Genomic DNA, 26,816 nt, shown 5'->3' on the forward strand with positions numbered 1-26,816 from the left:
TTGACAAAGCCTGTAAAAATTAGAAAAAAACGTTTTTGAGTGATTTAAAACCAGAAACAAAATCATATCAATACACTCGAGATAGCATTATGAGAAAAATACCATTCATCAACACCATCGGTTTTTTATTTCTATTTACTATGCTAGTGGGATGCAGCGGAGAAACTTCTCCAAACTCCTCAGGCGATATGGAGGTGGTTACTCTTGATAACTATGAAACCATTGTCAGCCTGGAGGATAATATCTTAGCCACACCAAAGATTCTGAGGCATGATGGGGTAGAACTGCAGTAGCAGAAAGTGAAATAGGATTCAGCATATGAGCAAGGCTCATCCATAGCGCGGGAATTAATTCCAGTGCACGTGATCGGCCGTTTAGTGCAGAATAGCTAACGAAAACGTTAACCCAAAGTGAGCTAACAAATGAAGTCCAAGAGACATCCTATTCAATTCAAAATAGCATGGGGCATACTCATTGTTTTGCTAGCCGGTTGTGGTCAGTCGCGTGAACCCAATCAAAATCCAGCCGAGGCACTCAAACAAAATTTACCTGATCACATTCGCCAACTGGACAGCCTGACAGTCTATCGCCAAAATAGTCGACAGCAACCCGATACCGTGGAGCTGATTCGGGAACAGGTTTTTGAAAGCGGACAGGACGTATTTATTGATGGACTAATCTGGAAGTTTGCTGTGGATGATTCCGGGAGGGTGTTTGCCAGCACATCAAACGCAGGTTCGGCAGCTATATATATTTTTGATTCTGACTGCGAGTATATCACAACCATGGCAACGTACGGGCATGGACCCGGGGAGTATGAATCTATTGGTACTATAAGCATCCAAAATAACAAGCTATACATGTTTGATGCGCAGATGCAGAAGATTGGCATTTATTCGCTGAAGGATTATGAGCATGTCAAGGATGAAACCCTAAACCGCGATCAATTAACAGCCTCCGATAGCCTGGCAAAAAGATTACGCGGCTCCTCTCTTTGGGCAACACATAATGAGCAGTTAGTTATGGGATTTCAGAGTTATTCGTTGACACCGGAGCATGACCTGAGAAAAATTGTGTATCACCAAGTTGATAATGATGGAGCCATTTTACCAGGCACTTTGTTTGAGTTGAAGCGATTTCGGTTTTATTTCCCGGGAAACTCTTATCCAAAGGATCTGCCCATGGCGATGCCGTTTACGCGGAGTTCCCTGCTTTCTGTCTCGGACGATGGGTGTTTCTTTACAGCATGGACCGAAGACTTTCTCATCAAAGAATACAATGCAGACGGAGATTACCAACGCGCCATCTACTACCCGGTAAAGAAGAGTAAGCTTCATACTAATGAACTTGATCTCGGTCAATACAAAAGAAATCTCATAAAAAATAAAGATCTACCTGAAACCTGGCCGGCACTGCACGCCATGGAATTGGATGATGAGGGCCGGCTTTGGGTTGCCACAATAACCGACAGTGATTCTACCTATACCTGGTGGGTACTCAGCAACGAAGGCAAACTGCTGGCTAAATTTCGCTGGTCCGGTGAACGGGCCTCACGAAGTGTGATGTCAACACCTGAGATTGTAATAAAAAACGGGTATCTATATAAGCGGGAAGTGGATATCCGGGCCGGTATCAACAGGGTGGCTCAGTATCGGATTAGGTTTAGTAAGCAGTAGACCGGTAGGGGAAAGTTTTTGTTGGGTAGTGGTTCAATCTCCCTAAATCCCTCTTACCGCCGGTAGTCGGTCACGGCTCCAAGAGGGACTTTGAATGTGCTAGTTTTGGCATTCTGAAAACCTTTCAATCCAAGAATTCCTCACCGACAGCAGTCGGTGCAGGCTCTTGGAGAAGAGCTTGTCCGACCACTGGCGGAAGGACAGGAGGATTGATCCAGTATGTATGGATTGGAGCTTATAAGAAGTTAATAGCCAGTAAACACTTTATTTTTAAAATCATAACTTCAGAAAAAGGATTACATGATTACAAAAAAACAACTGCATTAGTACTACTTGTAGCCATTTTGATGACATGTAACGCGAAAAGTTCACAAGATGAGCAGGTAAACTATCAGGAACTTGCACCACTGAAAGTTGAGTTGGTGAAAGAGATAACAGGTGGGGATTCCTATCTTCCCGGGCGACTGCGGGATCTGCTAATCATTGGCGATAGCACGATGCTGGTTTCTGACGTTGGCACTAATACGATTGAACAATTTACCACTGAAGGAGAGCATGTTGCTACGATTGCCAAAGCGGTCGGGGGCCCGGTGAGCTATCTAATCTCGTTAAAATGTACCAAGGAACCGGAGATACACTCTTCGTCAGAAACCGGATAAAGACCGAGCGTATTGATGCCTTCACCAGGGGACGGGATGGTATATACGAGTACCGGCAATCATGGACACCTGATGAGTCCCATGACTGATATGTTACAATACTTGGCGCGCGTGGTCGAGCGAAATATTATGCGAAGGCGAGTGTAGCATCTCGGGATCTTCATAAAGCCGCAACTAATCAAAGTGAATACACAAACATGCCAGTCGCAATAGTAAATAAAAATGAGAAGATCATTCATGATTCTCTCAGTATCCTGCAAACACCAAATATTATTGCTGAATTCGGTCCGAGATCAATGCGGATTATCGGGATGTCCCCCTATCAACCGGCGGACCGTTTTAAAGTATTGGGAAATGGTAAATATGCAATTGCACGCGCAGACAGTGCCGAACTGCAGTTCTACAGTGCGAATGATGAACTTCAGCATCGCCTGTCTTTGAATATAGAAGAGCGGCCGGTCACAGGTGAAAACGTGGAATTCTTGTTGGACAAGAAAAACTTGGAAGGCGATGATCGCAAGAAAATGGAAGCCCGTATTCCGGAAACAAAACCGCCATTCTTAAACGCTTGGATAACGAAAAGTCACATCTAACTCCACACCGACATTGGTGAAAATGGGAAAGAGATGGTGGTTTTATCGAGGCAGGGAGACCCATTGGGTAAATTTTATATACCATTTGTGGATGAGATTCAAGAAATAAAAGGAAATCGTGTGTACGTGCTTCACAAGAACTCCGAAACGGGACACAGTATCAGGATTTATGAGGTAGCAGGTTTGCAATGACATAAAATTGCAGGTACAATTTTTAAATCAGAAAAAATTCAGGAGATAATTCAAGAGAAAATTCAAAAATAATCTTATATAACTAGTCATTCTCCAACTAACTCATGTACATTTCGTTCTGTAACGTGGAATGTTGAACAACACATTGTTGTGATGGGATTTATTTGTAACATCAACCGATGGTAATCCTCTTTATGTTAGCGCAAACACCCTTCTTTTGGGGAAAGGGAGGTAAGATTAATTGTCATATTCTGATTTATCGTTAAGAAGTTGACCGCTACAAAGAAATTCTGGGTTAACTCGGTTTGCATTCGGTTAAAAACGTTGTCAAGATTAATATCAAGGAAGTAACAGGAGATGGGAAAAAATATAAATTCGTTGGAATCACTGGTTCAGGATTACAGGAATGAATTGCCAGAGCCAGCACCGGAATGGCCCTCTGAGGTTCGGGAGATGATGCTTTTTCTAAATGAGCATCTTTTTGATAAAAATCTGAGTATCAAGAAAGCCAAAAGTAATTGTTACAGTAATGGGAATAATATCTCAACATTGTTCAAGCACTACGTGGGAGAATCCCCCAAAGAATATGTTATAAAACATCGATTGGAGGCCGGGAAAAGGTTACTGACCAATAGGCATCTTAGTGGGGTAACGATCTTTGTGGTATCGATATGCCTGGGTTATTCGGGCTCCGGCGCGTTTTCGCACATGTTCAAAAAGAAGACGGGCATGCCTCCCTCAGAATGGAGAGAGAAAAAGCTGGCTGAAGTAGCGGAATAATGGATCTAACCACCACTATAGTCCACCCTATGTCGGGAAATTGAACTCGATCTGCAACATCAACCATCGCATAATCTTCCAGATGCGCTCTCCTTTCTCCGGAAAAATTTACGTTGGGTCGGGAAGATAAATCAGGAATGATTCGAAATAATTTCCAGGAAACCCGCATGGCCTTTCCAAGTCCAGAAAATCCTGCATTAAGCCTTTTGAAAAGCGACTAAAGAGGAAAAGCAAGTTCTGAGTAATAGCAGCAAGTGAGAATATTGGGATTTTTTGGTGAATTTTTCGGTTCGTTTTTCTTCATTGAAAAAATGAACATGTCAACTCGGGAGAGAAGTCCTTGGCAATTTCAAAGTATGCCTTCACGCGTTTAGCGGTTGAGTTATATAACCATAATTCACAATAGAATCTCTCAGTCATCCTGCACCCCGATGCAGGATCTCGCAAGGGGATATGCGTTGATTCTATTTCGGTTCATTATCAACGTTTGTCATCTTTACCAGATCCTGAAGAGATTCTGAGTCAAGCTCAGGACAATGGTTCAGGATGACTGAGAGGCATTTGCTAACCACTTAACGCGTTAAGTTGCTAGTTATCCCATGACTTCACTTCCTCCCGCAGCTCCTTTTTTGACATGGAGAGGATTCGCAAGACCTCATTGTGCTTTATCTTAATCTGTCCATCGGTATGGAACTTGCTGTTGATGCCCCGGTCATGCGTCAGATGAAAAAGAGGCCCGGATATACGGTTGTGCTCATAGCCCAGTATCTTCCATCTATTTAGCCGTTCCCCGTCTTCCCGTCCCCATCCATAAAAGTGTTCATTTTCTATCCCTGACTCAATATATGATTTCTTGTTTACCAGGAAGGCACCACCAACCGGTTTCGGCAAATACAGCTTTTCCATTTTTCCCGTGTTCTCCAGTAACACATTCATGTCCCGGGTGTTGAGAAATAGTTCGCGGACTATTTTTGAGGTGTCGAAGAAGTTGTCGGTATAGGGGTAGACGAAATCCGCTTCTTCCTTTCGCAGCTGTTGGACCGACTTTACGACTTGCCCGGGAGGGGCAATCACATCCGTATCCCAGATTGCCAGGTACGGGGTGCTGCTTTTCCTGACGAGCTCATTTATATATTTGGTTCGGTGAAATATCGGGTCATGATCTTCCACAAACGTCACGGTAACACTGTCTGGAACAACTGCTTTCAGTATGCTGTTGTCACAGCTATCCGCTTCAAGCAGGTGAATATTCGTATCAAAATTTGCATCCAAATATTCCGTCACCATCAGTACATTTTCGAGCCGATCCATAGACTCAATCCTGACAGGTATCAGAAAAGTCACATCTTGTAAATTGGTTTTGTCACTCATACCGTTTATTGTTTAGATATTTAAATGAAATTGCGGTTTTCCACCTTAGATCACTGTCTCAGCACTCTTCTTTTGCGTCTTCAAACATTCAACCAGCTGCAGGCCAATCCCGGTCAAGCCATTCAGCATTCCGATGTTTACAGTTTCTAAATCGATTTTTTCAAGGAGCTCCCAGTATTCCGAGGTGGTAATTTTTTGTATCAGTGCCTCTTGATCAAACCTAAGGCTCTTGTCCCCAGTCAACCGAAACAACCTGCGGTTAATCAAGGCAATACCGGCCACTCCATTACTGAGAATAAGGTGCTTGTCATTCATCTCCGACTCCAGGATGTAGTCGGGCTGTAAATCAGTTTTTAGAAAATTAGCGTGCGATCTCCACCCCGGAATTTCAACTTCATTCAGTACTCGCTCCATGCCAAACAGCAGGTATAACCGGTTACTCAGGGCATGCGGATACAGCGAAAGCAGCACAGGGGAGAGCTGCTTCAGTATCATATCTATTTTAGTATTGTAAAAGTCCAGGGCCCTTGCCCTGCCAAGCACTGCAAGGCAGGCGGGGAGGTCCCATGTAATATCAAATGCTGTTGTAGGGAGGATATCGATTTTGCGCTCCTCAACCATTTGTCCAACATGATTGACCTGGTCGATTAATAGTTTTTTCAGGATATAATTGTAGGAGCTATCAATAGGTTGATCACGACCTTGCAATCGTGAAAAAATGTAGAGCATATATCCCAACCTGCCATTGAGGATGCCCAGGGGAATCTTACTGGAGGATGCCAGGCGTTTGTAAATTTTGTTATCAACATCTTTCAGGATTTGATCCGTATCAGCTTCCACAAATTGCTGTTGTACCAGGTGTTCAATAGCCCAGGCTATGCCTGCCAGCCCGTTTTGGAAATCCATCGTGGCACCTCCGCTGCTCACCTGTTCATACACTTCATCCAGGATGGCATCTGCCTGCTGCCGATGATCCTCACTTCTGGTCGCCCGCGAAAGGTGATAGAAGTAAAGAGAGATTCCCATTTTGCCTTTTAGCAGACCTGTATTTTTTATCTCGGGCAACTGCTCTAGTAATAGATTATTGATGTATTCAATTTTCTCAAGAATTAAACCCATTTCTTCGGCTCCTGCTATGTTGTTATAAAGCGTTGCTATGATTTATATGATCAAAATATCCCTGGCACTATGTTTTAGGCCCTATCCTTGTTCTAGATCGTTTTATTATAAAAATATTCTGCTTCTTGTATACCTGTTCTGAAAAATTCAGGAGAATATTCAAGAGAAAGTTCAGGAGATAATTCAAGCAATTCTATTGCAACAGTCGGATTAATATTTCATAATAGTTAACCGGCATTTCTCACAAGAGTTTAGTCTGAGTCATGCCTTGGCATGATATACAATAAGTTACATTGATTGTAAGACTGAAATAACTATAACAGTGTGTAGTGGGCTACGAAATTGGCCCTTCTGCTGCGTTGATGATGGAAATCGCTCACTCAGCGTATATGGATACGTTTCGATCCCGATTTTCCACATCGCCTTGCATACAAACCAATTTCTTGGTGAGAAAAGCAGGTTAGTTGTAAGGCTGCTGGATGGTTAACCGGTCATATGTGCAAGTCAAATTCTGAGAGATAATCCAAATTCATCTTTATGGAGCAAATAGTTTCTAATTACCTGGAATATTTAAATATCCCCATTTCAACCACGTACTGTGAAAAACGGATTCGTTCCCATCCCGAATACCCGTCCCTGCTGAGTATCGCCGATACACTGGATCGGCTGGGTATTCCCTACCAGGCAGCCCGTGTCAAGATAAACGATCTGTTTGAACTGGAATATCCTTTTTTGCTACAGCCTGCGGAGGGGAATTCAGAGCTGGTATTGGTTAAGGGCAAGGGGGATTTGGAGCAGGTGAACGAGGAAAAACAGCAGTCCCATGGTGTTGTTCTCCAGGCTGAGCCGGTGGAGTCCATCGCCGATGAACAAAACAAAAAATACCGGGCCAGGGAGTCCTCAAGCAAGAAACTTAAAAGCGTTTTATTGGCAGCAGCTACGGGACTCATGTTGCTCCCTGTGTTTCAGCTGGGAAGCGGCATATTAATCGTATTGCATATGTTAGCTACGATGGGTGCCACAGTAGGATACCTGCTGTTGGCCAAAGATCTGGGTATTACGTATGAGCCGGTAGAACAGTTTTGCAACAGCGGTAAGAACACCAGCTGTGATTCCGTGCTACAGTCAGAGGAAGCACGAATTTTTGGTGATATTACTTTTTCGGATGCGGTCGGGATCTACTTTTTGAGCCAGCTTGTTATTACCGGTTATCTGCTTCCATTTATACAAGGAATCTCGTCCCTGGTATTGGCATTATCGGTGCTAAGTGCTCTTACCATTCCTGTCGTCGGGTATTCGCTGTATTATCAATGGCAAAAGGCCAGGGTGTGGTGCCGTCTTTGCCTTGCTGTTGATTCCGTGTTGATTGCCGAAGTCGCCCTGTTCGGTTACATCTATTTCAATAACGGCATCTTATTTAATGAGATTACTCTAGTCCCTGTTTTGTTGATATTTTTCATATTCGGGGCCGTCGGTCCATCCCTGGTTCTCATTAAGAATAGGCTGCAAGATGCAGGCGCACTGGAGAGGACGGAGGAAGCATACCACCGGCTGAAGCATGCGCCGTCCGTATTCACTCACCTGTTTTTGCAGGAGGAGCGCGTTGATACGACGCCCTTTGAGAAGGAACTGCTGCTGGGAAATCCGGATGCCCCTGTGAAGATCACCATGGCGAGCAACCTGTTTTGCGGACCCTGCGGGTTACAACACCAAGATCTGACCAGGCTGATCGATGCATTCCCGGAGAGAGTTTGTGCTAGCATCCGACTATTTAGGAGCAGTAAAAGCAGCAGCCGTATGCTGAAAGCAAATCGATACCTATTGGCTTATTGGCTGGAACACATTTACGGTAAACCTGATGGATACGTTCAAACCGAAAAGCTACTACAGGAATGGTACTCATTTATGGATATGGAGACGTTCAAAGAGCAATACCCAATGGAGGGGGAGATATCTGAAGAGACCGAAAAACTGGAAGCTGAACATTACAAATGGAAGGAGAAAGTTCAGATTTCCAGAACGCCCACGTTTTTTGTTAATGGGTACCCGTTACCGAACCAATACAGGCTCACGGATATAAAGGATCTGATGCCGGGCCTGGCAGATCTGCTTGCCTCAAGGAAAGAGTCCCGGAATGCGACGCCGAGTGTACAAAAAGTATGATCTCCTCTATGTATCAAGAGGGTTTCAACAATCTTGTACCCTTTTCTACAGTGGTCCAGAAATTTTGGATTATTGCAGAGAAACAAGATAAACCTTAAAATAAAAAGGAGAAAACCTATGAAACGCAAGAAGCTTAAGTTTATGGATCTTGGGGGTAACACCCTATCACGACGAGAAATGAAAAGCATCATGGCCGGTTCCGGTGGTGGTGATTGGAGTTTTGATTGTGAATGGAATGGTTGTTCTACTGCTAGTTCTTATTATAACTGTGCAGAGGCGGAGTGTATTGAGAGATATGGTTCTAGTCAACAAACCATTGATTGTACAAATGAAGTAGGAACTTTGTGGCAAGCGACGATAGGAAGTTGTGGTGAGGATTATGGATAATCTGAAAATTTAAAAATTAATAAAACAAAAGGGTATTATTAATACCCTTTTGTTTTCAAGCATATCTAATACAATACATGCAATATTCCCAAAAATTATTACTGAGCATACTACTATGCTTGTTCCTTGTTCAATGTTCCAAAAAATCCACATCAGAAAAAGGAAAAAGTATTCAGGAGCTTGACAGCCTCACGGTATTCCCGGCCGACTCGGAGCCGACCTATGAGGTGGATCTTGTCCAGGAGCAGTCTTTTGGCGGATCGGGCAAGCCCTATTGGAAGGTTATTGCCGGTTGTGCTGTGGATGACAATGACCGGGTGATTATCAGGGGACAGAATAACGATTTAACAACCGAGCTTCATGTCTATAATCCCGACGGGACATACCGCAGGCAAATCGGCCGATTCGGAAAGGGACCCGGTGAGTATCAATTCATATCACCAAACTTTCAAATCAATACAGGCAGGGTTTTTCTGCATGACGAAACAACCGGGCGTCTTAGTATGTTTACCACCGATGATTACTCGTTTGAAGGATCCACCGTACTTCAGGATTGGAACGTCAGAGACCTTGAGGCGGTCCGGAATATGAAATTGAGCGATTTCCGTGCCAGAAGTGACGGCAACCTGTTGGCCATATTCAGGGCTCCCCCGACCGGTTCCGGAAGAACCACGAATACAAAATTTATGCTGGTTGACACGGAGGGGAATGCGTTAAACCCGGAGCCGCTGATAGCGTTGCCATCTCCATTTCACATTGCAAGTGACAATCAGGGTGATAATATGCTTCCGATTTCAGCAAGAATTCCACTGCCGTTTTTGGGTTCTTCACGATTCGCGCTAACCAATGATGATGAATTCTATACGGCCCGGACCGATGAATTTTTGATAAAAAAATATGACAGCGAGGGCACCTACCAATTCGCCTTTTATTACCCGGTAAAAGGGCCCCCGTTCGATATGGAATCCTTTATTGAGAGGAAGTCAGGTCCATTGCCTCAATACGCCTTCAAGAATGCATTGGAGGAGGTTGATATACAGATTCCGGAATCCTTCTCGGTAATACAGGATGTAAGGGTGGATGATGAAAACAGGATTTGGGTATCTGTTATGGTCGAATACCCTGAGACAAACGAGTGGTGGATGCTCGGAGAGTCGGGAGAGCTGCTCGCAAAAGTTGTCCTTCCCGATAATGAAACGATCTGTGATATTCAAAACGGGTATCTTTATGCAAAATTTTTTGATTCACAGGGCGATGATCCGGAGAGCTGGGAAAGTAAAGTTATCAAATACAGCATCAACCTGACAGAACGATAACTTCGTAAAGGTCTGTTTCGATATGATTAAGTTTCCTGTCTACCGCTAACACGACCAGATGGACTGCGGGCTCTTTTTGAAGAGCTCTTTGAAATACACAAAAAAATTCAAAAGAAAATTCAGGAGACTTTTCAAGCTTTCCCCTTGCGCTAACAATAGCTTTTGGTAATCTCGGCATTGGTTGGCTATAAGGGCTCAGCCGTTACTAATTAATTGTCATTAACGGAGAAAACCTATGAAACGCAAGAAGCTGAAGTTCATGAACATTGGAGGGCAAGTGCTCACCCGAAGCGACATGAAAAATATTATGGCCGGATCAGGGGGTGGTGGCAGTGCTGAGTGCCAAGCATGTCTGCCTTGTTTTGTAGGTCCTGGAAGTAGTGAGATTGATCAATATATCTGTTGTATGGGCTACGAAACCTGTGAAACTGGTACTTCATTTGTTCAGTGTGATAATCAACCAGCTTTAACATGTTAAGTAATAATTCTGAGTATTGAAAATCAGGTAATATCTGACTGGCAGGACATTTATATCAATAAAATCTAAAACAAATAAACTGAACTATAGTAATATTAATCACTAAAGGAGAATTACTATGAAACGCAAGAAGCTGAAATTTATGGATCTTGGGGGTAAAACCCTTTCGCGAGGAGAAATGAAAAGTATCATGGCCGGTTCTGGCGGTGGTGGTAGCGGAGTTGGTGGTGATGAATGTCAAGCATGCTATTATTGTGATTTACCAGATCAAAGGTATATCTGTTGCATTGGGACTGAAACTTGTGAAAGCGGCAACGGCTATGTAAAATGTGACAGTCAACCAGCATTAGTATGTTACTAAATTAGTAAACAAAGGGTTTTGAGAAGTAATCAAAACCCTTTGTTAATTTAATCTTATGGCAAAGAAAAACATAGCTATTTTAATCATTGTTATACTGACAGCGTGCACTAGAACGCAAAGCAATAGAGATGGAGCCAAACGAATTAATTTTAATAATATCTCTATTTTTCAAATTGAAGAGCTCTTTTCCATATCGAAATTCAACGATGATACCTTTTTTTCACAAATTTCAAATGTTGTCGTAGGTCACGACAAGACTATTTTTGTAAGTGATCCACGGGTTAGTAAAATATTTATGTTTGATCATGAGGGCACCTACCTTGGATATCTCGGTGGTGAAGGCAGGGGTCCTGGAGAGTTTACACATATTGGGGCGATCTCTTTGGTCGCAAAGGATACTCTCCATGTTCTCGACAACAGTCAAATGCGTATAACATTCTTTGCAAAAGAAAATGGCGAGTGGAAATCGGTAAAATATTTTGATGCTCCAGAATCATCTTGGCAATATGGATCAGATATGGTTTTTAAATTTAATGACCTTTACCCTCATTCTAAAGGCTACCTTGCTCGTTTCACTTCCAGTTTTACACCTGTGGATACTGCAAGTCGTGCCTACGCATACTATGCCCTCCATGATTACCAGATGAATTCGGTTAATACTCAGAAATATTTAATGCACACTGTGTCAAATACAATTGTAAAACGAACTGATGGTCGTTCAGTAATTGTGATGCAGCCTCCTATAGGGCATAAACTTTTTTTTGATATTACTTCTGATGGCCGAATGGTAAGCACATGGACTAAAGGCAATCGTATTACCATTCAGAATGTAATAACCAATGATAGTTCAAGTTTCTACTTTCCATCTCAAAAAGTGTTTATAACTGACAAAGAGAAAGATATGCTTATTGAGAACTATATACCTGATCGTGGTCCCACACTAATAAAAAAAGATGAGATAGAAAAAAGAATTCCTAAGTATAAAAGGATAAGCCAAGGGTTACATGTAGATGAAAAGGATCGGATCTGGATTAAAACTCGACCTCGCATTAAAGACGATCCAGAATGGCTTATGTACGGCTTTAAAGGAGAATTATTGGGAGCAGCCCAACATCCAGGAGGTGAAGTTTTGCTTATTCATAATAATCGAATATATGTTAGAAAAATGTCACCACTAGGAGAACCAAAGTTGCATGTTTATGATTTGATTGAATAAATATATCTCGTCCTCATTCTAAATGATCAAAATAAACTAAGTATTCTTAAGTATTCTACGGTCCTAATAAGCCTTTGAAAGGTTTTAATGTGGAGAATATGAGATATGACCATTGATAGTTTAAAATGGGGCTTTATTGCAGTGAGCGATATGAACGTCTATCAATGGTGGGTGTTAAAACTGGATGGCCAATTAATTGCCCGGTTCCACTGGCCGAGAAGTAAACCGATTCAGGTGATCAAGAACGGCTATCTCTACACTCGAGAAACCGAGGAGGAGACCGGGCTTAAGCAAATTGTCAGGTATCGGTTTGAGATGGATTGAGCTAAGAATCATTACAGAAATTTTAATCATTCATGGCTAAGTTCAAAATTTACCGCCAACATGATTAGGTGGACTGCAAATTTTTATTGAAGGGGCTCTTGAAGTAGTCAAAAAAATTCAAGAGAAAATTCAGGAGACTTTTCAAGCTTTCGCCTTGCACTAACAATAGCTTTTGGTAACCTTGGCTTTGGTTGGCTTTAATAGCTCAACCAGTACTAATTAATATTCATTTAAATGGAGAACCTATGAAACGCAAGAGGCTGAAGTTTATGAACATTGGAGATCAAATACTCACCCGAAGCGACATGAAAAATATTATGGCGGGATCAGGTGGTACATGCTATTGTACTCACAATGGTTGTGCTGCACACTTAGATCAGGGAGGTTCAGGATGGGAATTGACACTACATTGCAGTGGAGATACTGAACCATCTGAGTATTCAGGTAGTGGTCAATATTCAGGTACTATTTGTGATGGGGAGTGCCCATAATATATATAACTCCCGGACTGGATTTTAATTCCAGTCCGGGTTATCTATCGTTTTAATCTTTTTATCTCGAATATTAATATTGTCTTTTAAAAATTTTTGACCAAGTATTCTAAATTCACCTCAAGTTAAAATTGAAATGTAGAAAGTTTAGTTGAAGGTGTACTCGTAATCACACTGGCTGAGCTGATAGATCGGGACTAGTATTCAAAGGAATCGATCTTCAATATCAGTCAAATCAAATTACATCGAGGTAATGGTTGCCGGAGTATCCGTGGTGAGAATTAGTTTTAGTTACTAGATTAGCTGATAATTATTTAATGAGGGTTAGCATTAAATATTAATTCATGTATTAAAATGATCTTTAAGTTTAAATACATTTTGGCTACGGTTATAGTTGTTGTATTATCTGGTTGCCTATCTGAATCCGCTGAACTCCCTAAAACCAAAAATGCAACGTTAAATGAACTGTTGCAAAGTGCCCCATCTTCTGTAGTTCACCTTAATAATATAACGGTTGATACATTGTTTGCTACCGAGAAACATACACTGGCAAATAGTCGAACATCTTCAGTTTCGCCAACGGCACGGCTGGGACGGGTAACTGGCTTGGTTAAAGAGGATGATACTCTCTATGTTGCTGACAGTCAGCAAGGTTGTATATGGGCCATAGACAGACAAGGGAATCTTTGTCGTAAAATAGGCCGGAGCGGCAGGGGGCCCGGGGAATTTGGTAGTTTTATAGGACTGAAGAAAAATAGCCATCATCTTTACACATTAGATGTTTCGAATGCCCGCATACAAATATTTGATTCAAATTTTAATCTTCAAACTACTTTTAGCCATGTAATTCATGCAGGAGGCGTATCGGGTTACAAGTCGATTAGTATCACAGATTCATTGTTGTACATGCCGGCAAGCGGAAGGGCTGATAGTTTAATTACGGCATATCGGGTAACTCCACCGTTTGATTCACTCACTTCATTTTACCCGCGTCTTATTCCACGAGGTATGCAACCCGGACCTTATAATAGTTATCAAATTGATTCAAACAAACAGGGCGAAGTGGTGGTTTCGAATACCGGCCTTCCATATATCTTTTTCTTCAACAGTAATCAGCAACTTAAACTGGTTATTTATGTAAAGTTCCCCGAAAAGGATATTCCAGGTAACCCATCGGTGGAGCCTATTGATAAAGTTGCCCGAAATATGTCTGAAGCAATCAGTGTAAAAAGGTTAATCGGAAAACTATATCTGGCAGATGATCGGTCTTTATATTTTACAAACAGTGGTAAACTTTATCATTTGACCTATAATGCAGAAGAGAATGAATACCGGACACAATCGGCAAAATTTTTTACGTTCCGAAATCCCCAAAAGCACGAGGAAAACCCTAACGGTATTAATCCTACGAACATGACGGTCGATGAAGATAATAATACAGTATATTTGGGATCAATTTTTAATGAATTTATTTACCAATTTAATTTGCATTAAACCTATATCACAAGTTCAGAGGATAATCATTAGAAGTGTATTGAAAATAATATGAGCAGATTCAAAATCTACCGCCAACACGACCAGATGGACTGCGGGTTATTTTTGAAGAGCTCTTTGAAATACACAAAAAATTCAAGAGAAAATTCAGGAGACTTTTCAAGCTTTCGCCTTGCACTAACAATAGCTTTTGGTAACCTTGGCTTTGGTTGGTTTTAATAGCTCAACCAGTACTAATTAATTTTCATTTAAAAGGAGAACTATGAAACGCAAGAGGCTGAAGTTTATGAACATTGGGGATCAAGTCCTTACGCGACGAGAAATGAAAAGCATCATGGCTGGTTCCGGCAGTGGTGGAAGTGACTATTGTGGAAATATATATTGTGATGTGGGAGGAAATCAGATGTGGTTTGGCTCCGGTTGTGGTGACCAAGTTATGATTGATAGTTTAGATAATTGTGGGCTTGAAGCCGCATTACAAGGTTCAGGTACAACTTGTAACGGATGTGCTCGGTTTTCATAATTGATCAAGGATTAGCAAGTAGGTAACATTTAACCCTCATTCTTTTTATGGATGAGGGTTAAAAAGACTTTTACTATGATTACTATTGATTCTATCACCTCATGAAAGAAAAGGTTCTTCTACTTTTAATGATTATTACCTGGGGATGTATACCTCAAAAAAAGAAAGAACTCCCCAAAGAGGTTCAAGAAGTGAAAAATCTGACGGTGCATGCGGCCGATACCCAGCCAACTTTTGAAATAACCCTGGAAAAAGTAATCAGTTTTGGCAGTTCCGACGATGTATTGATCGGACGACTGGGCGATGTGGCAGTTGATGATTCGGGACGGGTTTTTATTGCAGATGTACAAAAACAGTTAATTAATGTTTTTGGACCCGACGGTCGGTTTATTACTCAACTTGGAAGAGAGGGAAAGGGCCCAAGTGAATTTAGTTATATAAAAAGGTTACAGGTACGTAATGATCATTTATATGCCTCTGATGCTAATTTTGGTATAAGGAAGGTAGGTGTGTTTACACTCGATACTCTTGCCGGTCATAAAACCATTATTCTTGCCAGAAATAAAGGAAACTACCAGTCATTGAATATGACCTATCCCGGTATAGATAGAATATTCGTGAGAAATAATGGCACCTACCTTGCCGAATTTATATCGGATAGCGCTAAACCAACACGAAAATGGCAAAATGTTGAAATAAGGGGGCTACTGTATTCTCTCGACAGATCCGGAAAAATAGCATCGGATAAACTATTCGAATTCAAAAAGGAAATACGTACTTATCATTTGGGATTATCGCCCATTGAGCCATTTTTCGGAAACGCACTGACCGCCCTTTCAAGTGACAACAGCATTTACTGGGCAGGGCCGGATTATTTTTTGATTAAAGAATATAGCCCGGAGGGAGCCTACCGACATGCTTTTTATTATCCGCATAAGAAAATATCCTTAACACGGGAATCTGCCATTGAAGCAGGAGTACCTGATTTATATATCAAGAACATGAGATCAATGGACCTTCCCGAATCTTGGCCGGTTCTCAGAGACATGAAAATAGACGATCGGGACCGACTCTGGGTTGCCACGACGGTGAAAAATATGAAAGTACACCAGTGGTGGGTGTTAAAACAGGATGGCCAATTAATCGCTAGATTCAACTGGCCGAGAAGTAAACCGATTCAGGTGATCAAGAACGGCTATCTCTACACTCGAGAAACCGAGGAGGAGACCGGGCTAGAGCAAATAGTCAGGTACCGGTTTAAGATGGATTGAGCTAAGGTAAGGATCATTACAAGAATTTTCATTATTCATGGCTAAGTTCAAAATCTACCGCCAACACGACCAGATGGACTGCGGGCCCACCTGCCTGCGAATGGTTGCCAAGCATCACGGAAGAAATTATACGCTGGAGACGCTGCGCAAAAAGAGCGGTATCAACCGGGAGGGAGTGTCACTGCTGGGTATCAGTGAGGCGGCCGAGAGCATCGGGCTTCGTACAGTGGGAGCCAAACTGACCTGGCAACAGCTGAAAGACCAGGCGCCGATGCCCTGCATTGTGTACTGGGATCAATATCACTTTGTCGTAGTCTATCGCATCAAGGGAGACAAAGTATATGTAGCGGACCCGGACCGGGGGCGCATCACCTACACCAAAGAGGAGTTCCTGCAAAATTGGCTAAACGCTAAGGAAAACGGGCGAAGTACCGGTATAGTTCTGCTGTTGTACACCACGCCAAAGTTTTATGAGCGGACTGGTGAAAAAAGGAAGGGCCTCAATTTCGAGATTATCCTCCAGTACATCCTGCCCTACAAAAACCTGTTGTTTCAGATCGCTTTGGGCCTGCTGGCGGGCAGCATACTTCAGCTTATTTTCCCGTTTCTTACGCAGGCGGTCGTCGATATCGGTATTAATACGCGCGATCTGAACTTTATCTACCTGGTACTCATCGCCCAGGTGATGCTTTTCCTTGGGCGTACCTCGGTAGAATTCATCCGGTCGTGGATTCTCCTGCATATGAACACCCGTATCAACGTCTCCATCCTTGCAGATTTTTTGATAAAGTTGATGAAGCTGCCGATGCCCTTTTTTGACACCAAGATGGTGGGCGATATCATGCAGCGGATGGAGGATCACCGGCGCATTCAGTCCTTCCTGACGGGGCAAACACTGGGTACACTTTTCTCTTTTGTCAACCTGTTGGTGTATTCCGTTGTGCTGGTTTACTACAACCTCACTATCTTCTTTGTATTCCTGGTCTGCAGTACGCTCTATGTGACCTGGGTTCTGCTTTTCCTCAAAAAGCGAAGAGAGCTGGATCATCAGCGGTTCGGGATCTCCTCCAGCGACCAAAGCAAGGTCATACAGCTAATCCAGGGGATGCAGTCCATAAAGCTCAATAACTGTGAGCGGCAAAAAAGGTGGGAATGGGAACGGCTGCAGGCCCGCCTGTTCCGCTATCGGGTCAGCAACCTGAAGCTGAACCAGTATCAGCAGGGCGGCGCGTTTTTCATAAACGAGGGTAAAAACATTGCCATTACGTTTATTGCAGCGGTAGCGGTGGTCAACGGGCAGTTGACGCTGGGGGCCATGATGGCCATTCAATACATCATCGGCCAGTTGAATAGTCCCATTTCGCAGCTTATCAGTTTTGTCCAGTCGGCCCAGGATGCACATATTAGCTTGGAAAGACTCAATGAAGTGCATGAAAAAGAGGATGAGGAACCGGAAGACAAGATTTTTGTTCATCGCCTCCCCGAGCAAAAAAATATCACCCTTGAAAACCTGACGTTTACCTATCCCGGTGCCGGCAATGAACCGGTTGTAAAGGGAGTTGACCTACAGATCCCGGAAGGTAAAACCACAGCACTGGTCGGTATGAGCGGGTGTGGGAAGACAACGTTGCTAAAAATACTGCTCAAATTTTATCAACCGGAAAAAGGACAAATTCGACTGGGAGATCGCAATTTTAGTATGATCAGCCCAAGAACCTGGCGAAGTCACTGCGGGGTTGTCATGCAGGACGGGTACATCTTTTCTGATAGCATAACAGGCAATATTGCCGTTGGGGAGGAACACCCTGACCTGAAGAAAGTAGAGGATGCCGCAGAAGTGGCAAATATCCATCAATTTATTGAATCCCTGCCCCTGGGATATAATACCAAAATCGGCTCCGAAGGAAATGGCATCAGCGAAGGACAAAAACAGCGAATCCTGATTGCACGGGCGGTGTACAAAGACCCGCAGTTCATCTTTTTGGATGAAGCCACCAACGCCCTGGATGCTAATAATGAGCGGAGAATCATGGGAAACTTGGAGGATTTCCTGGAGGGGCGAACGGTCATTGTAGTAGCGCACCGCCTGAGTACGGTAAAAAATGCTGATAACATTGTAGTCCTGGAGGATGGGGAGCTCAGTGAGCAGGGTACCCATATCGAACTTTTAGATTCTGAAGGGGCCTACTTCGACCTTGTGGAAAATCAACTGGAGCTGGATGGGCAGACGAGTTAAAGGTTACTGGTTGAATGTTGAAAGTTACAAGTTTGTGTCAACCTTCAACCTGTAACCTTCAACATTTAACTTTCAACATCGATAACCTGATGGACGTAATAGATAGCCAGAATCAAAACGGGGCCCCATCGCCCGAACATAAGAGCGAGTTGTCAGAAGTGGACGTGCGAAGTAACGAGATACAGGAGATAATTGGTCGCCCGCCCCACTGGTTGATACGCTGGGGGATTACCGCGTTTTTCGGTGTTTTACTGCTGATAGGCTTGTCGGCCTGGACCATCAAATACCCTGAAACCGTGAAAGCCCCTCTGAAGCTTACGGCCATTAATGCTCCCAAAACGTTGCAAAGCAGCGTAGATGGCAAGCTGATCAGGTTGCTTCATCCCAACAATACAAAGGTAGCCCAAAATGAGATCCTGGCCTGGCTGGAAAGTACCGCGGACCACCGACAGGTTCTATCGCTGGCATCCCGGGTAGACAGTATGCGTGCCTGGTTGGGGAAGAGTAGGCTGGAAAAGTTTGACACAGTGCATCTCACCAAATTTTCCAACCTGGGAGAGCTGCAGAGAGATTTCCAATCCTTTGAGCAGGCGTTCCGCCAATTTGTGTCGTACCTGCCCGGTGGGTTCTACAGTCAAAAGAGAAAGAGCCTGCAGCAGGAGCTGCAATACACCAAACAGCTTCTTGCCAAATTGAAGCAGCAGAAAGAAATTCAGCAAGCGGACCTGGAAGTGGCACAGCAGAAATATGAGGCTCAGAAAAAGTTGGCAGAAAAAGATTTGATCGCTCCCATCGAATTTGCCCAGCAGGAAAGTGAGTACCATGCCAGCCGGCTGCCCCTGCAACAAACCGAATCCTCCATCATCCGAAACCATGCTGAGCAGGCAGCAAAAAGGCAGCAGTTGCTGGAGTTGGAACAAGAGATGGACCAGCAGAAGGCCGTATTTTTACAGGCATTGAACACACTGAAAAGTGCTGTCGAGGAGTGGGAAGACCAGTTTATGATCGTTGCCCCGGTCTCCGGGAAGTTGATTTATGCCGGGATCTTACAGGAAAACCAGACGCTGAGGGCTGGCCAGGAAGTCTTTTATGTCCAGCCGGAAAACACCCGCTTTTTCGGTGAGATGCCCATAACCCAAAACTCTTTTGGGAAGGTCAGGGTAGGCCAGCAGGTGCAAGTTCGTTTTAGCAGTTACCCCTACCAGGAGTTCGGCAAAGTAATTGGCACGCTTGATTACCTTTCTGATGTGCCGGTTCAGGACAGCGTATTCCTGGGAAAAGTAAAGTTCCCGGAAGGACTTACCACCAATTATAATAGAGAACTGAAGCCCCGAAATGGCATGATGGGACAGGCGGAGATTATCACCCAGGATATGCGATTGCTTGAGCGTTTTTATAACAATATTGCCAAACAGCTCAGATAATTTTGAACATTTATAGCTTGAGGTAAGCTTCCGGGAAATTACTATTAGAGATGTACCTTGTGAACTAGTAGTTTAGATTTGTTTCATTCTTAACTTTAAGAACTAGAAACCAGCAATTATGAGAGAAACGTCATACATCAGCGCCCTATGTATTTTGTTATTAGCCTACTTGTTCGGTGGATGTAGTCAGGAAACATCTCCTGCTACTTCTGGTAACGCGGACAGGAAAGAACTCACCGAATACGAAGTTGTCCCGGCTCCGGATGATTATCTGCTGGGCCTGCCGGTCAGGCTCAAATATGAGGGGGCGACCGGTAACCTGTTTATTCAAGATCTCGATCAAAAAAAAGTGGTTGAAATGGATATGGGCGGGGAAGTTATCGCCGAATTTGGAGGAGAAGGGAGAGGTCTTGTTAACTGAGAACTTTTTTATCAGGGGAGGCCACCTCTATATTGTTGATCCCAGGCAATATGTAATTCACAAATATGACCGGGATGGGAGTGTAGTCTCTACCCTGAAGTATGAGGACCTGCTGGTACAACAAGACCGCGGTGGTTCGGGAGGGCCCCCGCCCCCACCGGAACCGATTCTTGACGATAATAACAATCATCCTTACATAACGCTCAAAGGGAATGTGTTGCTGCCTGCTCACAAGGGCGGCGAGACCCTGTTTGAGTTACGAGACTGGCAGGGCAATCACCTGGCCGATATCGGGGAGATACCGGAAGGATATGACCCAATGCAGGAAAGAGAGCGAATTCGTGCGGCCGTAGCAAACCGCCAGGTGCCCCGCACCGATTTGCACCAGGCTTTTCCGGTAAGCGACCGTTCAAACCCAGGGGAACTGTTTATGGTGTACAGTGCCATCCCAAAGATTGCCAAATACGATATGTCCGGCCATAAGTTATGGGAGCGTGAGATCCCGGACACACCTGAAATAGATTCTCTTGTATCTGACCTGGTATATGTGATGAATGAATACAATTATCGGAATGCTCCCAGGCACAGGAAATACGTATGGGGCACAAGCAGCCCGGCGGGCGATTTGTACCTGTCTACCTATACTAATTCCAGCAACCCGAAGAGTCATCGCCCGCTATGGATCCATCAGTTTAGTTCTGAGGGCGAATTGATTCGCCGATATAAGCTGCAATCAGAAGACGAGCTTTCTTATTTTCCCAGCATCGACCACAGCGGGCGCCGGATTTTTACCATCTTGAAAGAGGGGCTGGAAATCAGAGCATACACGTTTTGAATCTATGTTTTAAGAACCCTTTGGAAAAGAACTTTCTATTCTACTAATTAACTAGTATTTAAAGTGTTGGTTTAATCAAAACCGAAAAAATATTAAGGGATGCGCATAAAAGAGACACGGGGGGTAGCTTTCGTTCATACCATCATTTCAACTGTATTAATTGTCCTTAGCGCCGGATGCAGCCAGTCGGGAAATCAGCCACCGGAACCCGACCAGTTGTCTCTGCAGTTTGAGGAGGAGTTGGCAATTGGGAGCGATACGAGCGCGTCGCTGGATGCCCAGCTGGCTTCGCCGGCCGAAGTGCGAACCGACAACGAGGGCAACATCTACGTTTCGGATCGAGGAGCCTCCGAAATCAAGGTTTTTGATGCAGAGGGTAACTTTCAGCACTCCATCGGGCAGGAGGGAGACGGTCCCGGTGAATTTGGAACCATAACGGCCATTGAGATCAACAACCAGGATGCATTGATCGTAATGGATGAATCCAACCAACGGGCCACTTGGTTTTCAACTTCTGGAGAAGTAGTAAAAAATCGATCATTAAAGGAGGAGTATTGGGCATGGCCACGGTATGGAAACTTCCGTCAATTGTCGGATAGCAGGTATATTTCACTTCGAAAAATGCGGGAAATACCCGGTACGACTGACCCGGATAAGCTTAGGCTGCAATCAAACCTACTCCACCTTTATGACGGGGATATTGAAAACCATATCGGTTCATTTGCCCACATAGACATCCTGGGACAACCGGATAATGGATTTATCGATATGTATATGTCTACCGTTAACCCGGGAAATGTAGAACCGGTTGAAGGAGGAACTCTTTGGTATGCCCCGGGAATTTACGACGGCCAAATATACAGGTTTCCAGATGATCTGGGGGGCTGGTCAACGGTTCAAACCGTTCAGGGTAACATGATTCCCAAAGAGTCAGTCATCGTAGATTCAGAAGCTGTAGGAAGCATCGCGATTGTAACTTATACACAGAAGGGAACAAACTCATTCACCGGTTACATCAATAGTGAAAGCCTCGGATTATTCCAGCTCGCGGATGGGCGCATGGTTCATATCAGCAGCCAGTTGAATGATAGCAAAAGCAGCAGGGTTACCGTTGTGGAAGTATTCAGCCCTGAGGGAGAACTCCAGGGCGTGGGTCGACTGGAGTCGTTTACCTATCCCAAAACAGATAGAACCACCTCCATAGAATCGATATATAAAGACCAGGATGACCGCTTCTATTTTGTGGATACCGATGGCATCCCGGTAGTGAGAGTGGGGCAGATCAGGGGAATTTAGAATTAGGAATGAAAAATTAAAATTAAAGTGATTTGGACTTTTTCTTTAAATCAGGCTTTAATTCAATATGCTCAGAAACAAAAGCTGGTCATCCCCCAAGCCCCCTTCTGAGTTCACGGATTGCTTTTGCGCCGGTATTGCCAAAAGGGGGACTCCTTATTTTCCTGTTATCAAACCTGGTTTAACCTTGCTCACTTCCGTCCGCTCTGCGGCGGAAGTCCCTCTGACGCTCCGCGTCTTATACTGGACGCGGAGCGTCCCAACAGGTCCCAACGCAGAGCATTGGGACTAAGCGTGGGGATATTAAATCTTATATCGAAACTGACGTTATTTATGATTTTAATGGGGTCAATCCTAATTCACCCTCCGCCCTATGGTAAATTTCGCTGGAAAAGTGAATGGAGCCGTAACGTTAAGAAATCATTGTTGTTTGAGATCCGGAGTTTTCCACCGGATCGAGTTTCAATGATTTTAGTGAAGGCGAAGTGAACAAAGCGACAATTTACTTCGGCGGTGATTTTTTTGATTCGTTTTTTTATCACTAAAAAAATGAATACCATATTTGAAAAAGTCTCTCGGTTATTGGTAGGCGGCTTTTTGGGGGGCTTCAGCCCGACTCCCGGCGGATTTACTTCATCGAAAAAATGAACACTACAAACGGGGAAAAGTTTCGGTTAACAACCAGGAAGTGCGAGCAGTTTATGCACTTTCAATGAGCAGTCCCGACCGGGGATCTCACAAGGGTATTGGGCCGCATGCTTTGATCATTGTGGTAGTGCCGGCGTACCAGGATCAGGATAAAACTAGAAAGCAATTAAATTTATAACCGGGGGCTTTCAATTGTGAAGCCTCCTTTATTTCCAGGGCCTATGCCACCATCCATTAAATATTTCCAAAGGCTACCGCCAACCATACTACTTTGCTTGTTCCTTGTTCATTGCTCGAATAATTCCGGGCCTGAACATATTCGCATCCTCGAGGAAACGCCCCAACATATTCAGGAAGTTGAAAACCTTTCCGTTTATCCGGGAGATTCGGATCCCCTCTATTCTATGCAACTCATCCCGGAAAAGACGTATGGAGAAACAGGGGAATCCTATTTATCGCATATTCAGGGATGTGGATGATGAGGGCAGGGTAATCATTTGGGATATTGATATGGACGGTGGCGGATTTCCTCCCCGAAACCGCCTCTATGTATACAATCCCGATGGCACATACTATACCCAAATCGGTAGAACCGGCAGAGGACCAGGTGAGTTTGGAATGCTGGTTACTATGCACGCCACGGCTGGCAGCGTGTTTGCTCTTGATCACACCAATAAACGTATGAATATGTACAATACGAACGATTACTCTTTTGAACGATCGACGGTTGTTGAGCAGTGGAGCGTCAGAAAGCATGAGGCCGTTCGGGATTTGGGATTCGCAAATCTTTATACCAGAAATGATGGAAATCACATTGCAAAATTTATTGAGAGAGTCACTGATACCAGCAGGCCAGTATCTAAATACCTGCTGATTGACACAGATGGAAATGCGTTGAATTTTGATCCTCTTGTATTCACAGCCAGCCCTTCGATCAGGCCGCATACAACACCGCCGGGGCCCTCTGTACCCTTGCCATTTATGGGAAATACAATTATAGCCCTGTCCGGTAAAAATGCATTATACTCGGCCTGAACTCAAGATTTTTTGATCAAAAGTATGATCCCAAGGGTGCCTACCAATCCGCTATTTATTACTCGGTCAAAGGGTCGCCGTTTGATCTCAGCTGAGAAGGCCAACTATAACCAACAGGATGTCATAAACGCATTGGATGAAGTTGATGAAGAGCTGCCCGAATCGAACCCGGTCATAGCTGATATGAAGGTTGATGATGAAAACAGGATCTAGGTGGCCGTGCCTACGAAAGTAGAGGGTGAGACCTATGAATGGTGGATTCTAAAAGAATCAGGCGAACTGCTTGCAAAGTTGTTACTCCAAAGCGATCAACCAATTTACGACATCAAAAACGGGTACTTCTACAGCAAAAAAATCAATAAAGAAACGGGCGCTGAGTATGTGGTTAAGTACCGAATTGAACTGACGGAAAAGTAATGAATAAACAGAAGTCTCTACAGGCTTTATTCCATCCTGAGGGGTTTGATGCCAATACGACCAAATGAACTGCGGCCGCCACTTTCTGCAGATGGTTATAAGTCATCACGTAAAAATGATATTCTTGAGACAAAGCTTATTAAAAACAAGGTTGTATTCGAAGAGAGCACCTTTAGGATCTGTACAAAAAATTCAAGGGAAAATTCAGGAGCTTTTTCAAGTGATCGCCTTGCACTAACAACGGCTTTTGGTAACCTTGGCATGGGTTGGATTCAAGAGCCCAACAATTACCAATTAATTTTCATTAACGGAGAACACCTATGAAACGTAAGAAGCTTAAGTTTATGGATCTTGGGGATAACACCCTTTCACGAGGGGAAATGAAAAGCATTATGGCCGGTTCCGGAGGTGGCGGTAGCGGTTGTGGTTGTGGGGATGCCACATGCACGGATTTGGATTCAGGTTTTTTGTGTCAATCATGTTGTAATACGCTCTACAACTGTTATGAGCGGAGATGTGGGCAACAGGAATGTCTGGCGCCTGGAGCTAATAGTAATGCGTGTGTTCAAGAAGTAAGTTCGTTACATGCCCAGTGTATCAGCAATTGTCCGGTAACGCCATATTAACTCTGTCTGGTTTGTTTATTCATCAGGGTTAGAATTATACTCTCTGCCATGAATCGACTTTTCGTCGCATTTGTAAGTCTTTTCCTTGCAAGCTGCTCAGGTGAACACGGTCGGGTTCAAGAGGATATTCCTGATCATGTTCATGAAACTGAGAACCTTACCATCTTCCCCCTCGATACCGAACCGGTGTACGATATTGAGCTGCTTCCCGAACAGACGTTTGGGGATACTGGAGAGCCGTACTTGAGGAATGTCATGGACAGTCGTGTGGATGACAAAGGTCGCGTGCTGATTAAGGAGCTGATAAGTATAAACGAACAGCCGCTTCATGTTTACAACCCTGATGGATCTTACCGTACGCAAGTTGGCAGGATTGGAAGAGGGCCGGGTGAATACGGTATGGTTTCCACTTTTTCCGTGAGTGCGGACAAGCTCTTTGTGTATGATCAGTCGAACAGACGCCTGAATATCTATGATTCAGAGACCTACACGTTTGAGGGAACCGTCAAGCTGGAGGATTGGAGTGTTTGGAACCATGAAGCCGAGCAGAATATGAGACTCTTTAGGTTTTATACCAGAGATGATGGCAATCTTATCGCACATTTCTATAATGGCCTTAATCCAACGGCAGATTCCGTTCGCCAGACGTTTATGCTGGTCAATTCAGATGGGGATGTCCTGAATCCCGAACTGCTGGAAATTCCAGACGGATACTCTATAATGAGAGGCGGACAGAGGATGCGACTGGTAGTCCCATCTGTTATTGGAGGAAGTTCGATATTTGCTCTGTCGGGTGACGGAACGATGTATGCGGCCGGGCCTGATGGTTTCTTGATCAAGAAATTTGATGACCAGGGAAGGTATCAATCAGCCTTTTACTACCCGGTCAAGGCCCCGCCACATGATTATGAGTCATCATTTGGGGGTGGGGGCACAAGTGCAAATGCTCCGAGTTCCATCAGACAACAGCCTTCTCATACGGGTGAAATTGAGGTTCCCGATACAAATCCGGTTTTCGTAGAAATGAGGGCTGATGATGAAAACAGGATTTGGGTAAGAGTGAGAACAGAAGACCAAGTCACAGAATGGTGGGTGCTGGATCATTCAGGAAAATTGCTTGCGAGATTTCACTGGCCTCGCAGGATTTATGAGATACAAAATGGATATCTCTATTCAGGATTTAGTGGGTTTGGTGAGGAAGCAGGGAAAGTTATTCGATACAGAATCGAATTAACAGAACGATGATAACCATCCAAACTCATTGTGACTAACTCCCGCGGGAGTACAGGGACTCTACGAGATCCTGAAAGAGATACTGAATCAAGTTCGGCACAATGGTTCAGGCTTTATGTTAAAAAAAGGGGACCATCCCCTGGATTCGTCTTACATTCTTTCCTGTAATCCTGTTTAACAAATCAGAGGAGGTCCTCATGTCTCGCCTGCAATCTACGAAACTTGATTTTA

Annotated in this window: 27 protein-coding genes; 25 read left to right on the forward strand and 2 right to left on the reverse strand. The window is 43.9% G+C overall.

The genetic code is table 11. The features are described from left to right. Nucleotides 1–89 precede the first annotated feature (89 nt). From NC796_RS22125 to NC796_RS22145, 5 genes are all read left to right on the forward strand, one after another. Complete coding sequence (locus NC796_RS22125; protein ID WP_310687847.1) at nucleotides 90–293, forward strand: hypothetical protein; 204 nt, start codon at nucleotides 90–92, stop codon at nucleotides 291–293. A 129-nt stretch (nucleotides 294–422) separates the two neighbouring features. Next, nucleotides 423–1,676: a 6-bladed beta-propeller gene (locus tag NC796_RS22130; RefSeq protein WP_310687848.1), complete on the forward strand. Its 1,254-nt coding sequence runs from the start codon at nucleotides 423–425 to the stop codon at nucleotides 1,674–1,676. Nucleotides 1,677–2,020: 344 nt separating this feature from the next. Next, nucleotides 2,021–2,335 carry a hypothetical protein gene (locus NC796_RS22135; RefSeq protein WP_310687850.1) on the forward strand — a complete coding sequence of 105 codons (315 nt, stop codon included), beginning with the start codon at nucleotides 2,021–2,023 and terminating at the stop codon, nucleotides 2,333–2,335. A gap of 197 nt (nucleotides 2,336–2,532) precedes the next feature. Then, a complete protein-coding gene (locus NC796_RS22140; protein WP_310687852.1) occupies nucleotides 2,533–2,928 on the forward strand; it encodes a hypothetical protein in 396 nt (131 codons plus the stop codon). A gap of 549 nt (nucleotides 2,929–3,477) precedes the next feature. Beyond that, nucleotides 3,478–3,900 (forward strand): AraC family transcriptional regulator, encoded by a 423-nt coding sequence (locus NC796_RS22145; protein WP_310687854.1) that lies wholly within the window; start codon nucleotides 3,478–3,480, stop codon nucleotides 3,898–3,900. Between the two features lie 588 nt (nucleotides 3,901–4,488). Here NC796_RS22145 and NC796_RS22150 read toward each other — a convergent pair. Beyond that, a complete protein-coding gene (locus NC796_RS22150; RefSeq protein ID WP_310687856.1) occupies nucleotides 4,489–5,271 on the reverse strand; it encodes a galactosyltransferase-related protein in 783 nt (260 codons plus the stop codon). 45 nt (nucleotides 5,272–5,316) lie between these two features. Next, nucleotides 5,317–6,390, reverse strand: a complete 1,074-nt coding sequence (locus NC796_RS22155; protein WP_310687858.1) for a lanthionine synthetase LanC family protein — start codon at nucleotides 6,388–6,390, stop codon at nucleotides 5,317–5,319. A gap of 537 nt (nucleotides 6,391–6,927) precedes the next feature. Between NC796_RS22155 and NC796_RS22160 the strand changes: the two genes are divergently transcribed. The 20 genes from NC796_RS22160 (at nucleotide 6,928) to NC796_RS22255 (ending at nucleotide 26,597) form a co-directional block, all read left to right on the forward strand. Further along, entirely contained in the window at nucleotides 6,928–8,553 is a 1,626-nt protein-coding gene (locus NC796_RS22160) for a vitamin K epoxide reductase family protein (protein ID WP_310687859.1), read from the forward strand. 117 nt (nucleotides 8,554–8,670) lie between these two features. After that, nucleotides 8,671–8,940 carry a hypothetical protein gene (locus NC796_RS22165; protein ID WP_310687861.1) on the forward strand — a complete coding sequence of 90 codons (270 nt, stop codon included), beginning with the start codon at nucleotides 8,671–8,673 and terminating at the stop codon, nucleotides 8,938–8,940. 77 nt (nucleotides 8,941–9,017) lie between these two features. Beyond that, entirely contained in the window at nucleotides 9,018–10,256 is a 1,239-nt protein-coding gene (locus NC796_RS22170; RefSeq protein ID WP_310687863.1) for a 6-bladed beta-propeller, read from the forward strand. A gap of 235 nt (nucleotides 10,257–10,491) precedes the next feature. Continuing rightward, entirely contained in the window at nucleotides 10,492–10,734 is a 243-nt protein-coding gene (locus NC796_RS22175) for a hypothetical protein (RefSeq protein WP_310687865.1), read from the forward strand. Nucleotides 10,735–10,852: 118 nt separating this feature from the next. Beyond that, complete coding sequence (locus NC796_RS22180; RefSeq protein WP_310687866.1) at nucleotides 10,853–11,095, forward strand: hypothetical protein; 243 nt, start codon at nucleotides 10,853–10,855, stop codon at nucleotides 11,093–11,095. Nucleotides 11,096–11,150: 55 nt separating this feature from the next. Next, complete coding sequence (locus NC796_RS22185) at nucleotides 11,151–12,311, forward strand: 6-bladed beta-propeller (protein WP_310687868.1); 1,161 nt, start codon at nucleotides 11,151–11,153, stop codon at nucleotides 12,309–12,311. 105 nt (nucleotides 12,312–12,416) lie between these two features. Continuing rightward, nucleotides 12,417–12,635: a hypothetical protein gene (locus NC796_RS22190; RefSeq protein WP_310687870.1), complete on the forward strand. Its 219-nt coding sequence runs from the start codon at nucleotides 12,417–12,419 to the stop codon at nucleotides 12,633–12,635. An 869-nt stretch (nucleotides 12,636–13,504) separates the two neighbouring features. Beyond that, entirely contained in the window at nucleotides 13,505–14,620 is a 1,116-nt protein-coding gene (locus NC796_RS22195; RefSeq protein ID WP_310687872.1) for a 6-bladed beta-propeller, read from the forward strand. A gap of 262 nt (nucleotides 14,621–14,882) precedes the next feature. Continuing rightward, entirely contained in the window at nucleotides 14,883–15,143 is a 261-nt protein-coding gene (locus NC796_RS22200; protein WP_310687874.1) for a hypothetical protein, read from the forward strand. Nucleotides 15,144–15,271: 128 nt separating this feature from the next. After that, on the forward strand, nucleotides 15,272–16,414 hold the full coding sequence (locus NC796_RS22205) for a 6-bladed beta-propeller (RefSeq protein WP_310687877.1): 1,143 nt from the start codon (nucleotides 15,272–15,274) through the stop codon (nucleotides 16,412–16,414). Between the two features lie 37 nt (nucleotides 16,415–16,451). Further along, nucleotides 16,452–18,650, forward strand: a complete 2,199-nt coding sequence (locus NC796_RS22210; RefSeq protein WP_310687879.1) for a peptidase domain-containing ABC transporter — start codon at nucleotides 16,452–16,454, stop codon at nucleotides 18,648–18,650. Nucleotides 18,651–18,739: 89 nt separating this feature from the next. After that, on the forward strand, nucleotides 18,740–20,074 hold the full coding sequence (locus tag NC796_RS22215; protein WP_310687881.1) for an HlyD family efflux transporter periplasmic adaptor subunit: 1,335 nt from the start codon (nucleotides 18,740–18,742) through the stop codon (nucleotides 20,072–20,074). A gap of 118 nt (nucleotides 20,075–20,192) precedes the next feature. Beyond that, nucleotides 20,193–20,495 carry a hypothetical protein gene (locus NC796_RS22220; RefSeq protein ID WP_310687882.1) on the forward strand — a complete coding sequence of 101 codons (303 nt, stop codon included), beginning with the start codon at nucleotides 20,193–20,195 and terminating at the stop codon, nucleotides 20,493–20,495. Continuing rightward, nucleotides 20,485–21,330, forward strand: a complete 846-nt coding sequence (locus tag NC796_RS22225) for a hypothetical protein (protein WP_310687884.1) — start codon at nucleotides 20,485–20,487, stop codon at nucleotides 21,328–21,330. Before NC796_RS22220 ends, NC796_RS22225 begins: the two co-directional genes overlap by 11 nt. Nucleotides 21,331–21,429: 99 nt before the next feature. Continuing rightward, the gene (locus NC796_RS22230) at nucleotides 21,430–22,626 is read left to right on the forward strand and encodes a 6-bladed beta-propeller (protein WP_310687886.1); all 1,197 of its coding nucleotides are present in this window, start codon (nucleotides 21,430–21,432) and stop codon (nucleotides 22,624–22,626) included. A gap of 1,077 nt (nucleotides 22,627–23,703) precedes the next feature. Continuing rightward, nucleotides 23,704–24,309 carry a 6-bladed beta-propeller gene (locus NC796_RS22235; RefSeq protein ID WP_310687888.1) on the forward strand — a complete coding sequence of 202 codons (606 nt, stop codon included), beginning with the start codon at nucleotides 23,704–23,706 and terminating at the stop codon, nucleotides 24,307–24,309. Between the two features lie 81 nt (nucleotides 24,310–24,390). Then, nucleotides 24,391–24,522, forward strand: a complete 132-nt coding sequence (locus NC796_RS22240) for a hypothetical protein (protein ID WP_310687889.1) — start codon at nucleotides 24,391–24,393, stop codon at nucleotides 24,520–24,522. A gap of 6 nt (nucleotides 24,523–24,528) precedes the next feature. After that, nucleotides 24,529–24,726 carry a hypothetical protein gene (locus NC796_RS22245; RefSeq protein ID WP_310687891.1) on the forward strand — a complete coding sequence of 66 codons (198 nt, stop codon included), beginning with the start codon at nucleotides 24,529–24,531 and terminating at the stop codon, nucleotides 24,724–24,726. 48 nt (nucleotides 24,727–24,774) lie between these two features. Continuing rightward, on the forward strand, nucleotides 24,775–25,050 hold the full coding sequence (locus NC796_RS22250) for a hypothetical protein (protein WP_310687893.1): 276 nt from the start codon (nucleotides 24,775–24,777) through the stop codon (nucleotides 25,048–25,050). Between the two features lie 350 nt (nucleotides 25,051–25,400). Beyond that, complete coding sequence (locus NC796_RS22255) at nucleotides 25,401–26,597, forward strand: 6-bladed beta-propeller (protein ID WP_310687895.1); 1,197 nt, start codon at nucleotides 25,401–25,403, stop codon at nucleotides 26,595–26,597. Nucleotides 26,598–26,816: the final 219 nt, after the last annotated feature.

The sequence above is a fragment of the Aliifodinibius sp. S!AR15-10 genome (assembly GCF_031569985.1).
GTDB lineage: Bacteria > Bacteroidota > Rhodothermia > Balneolales > Balneolaceae > JAMQKA01.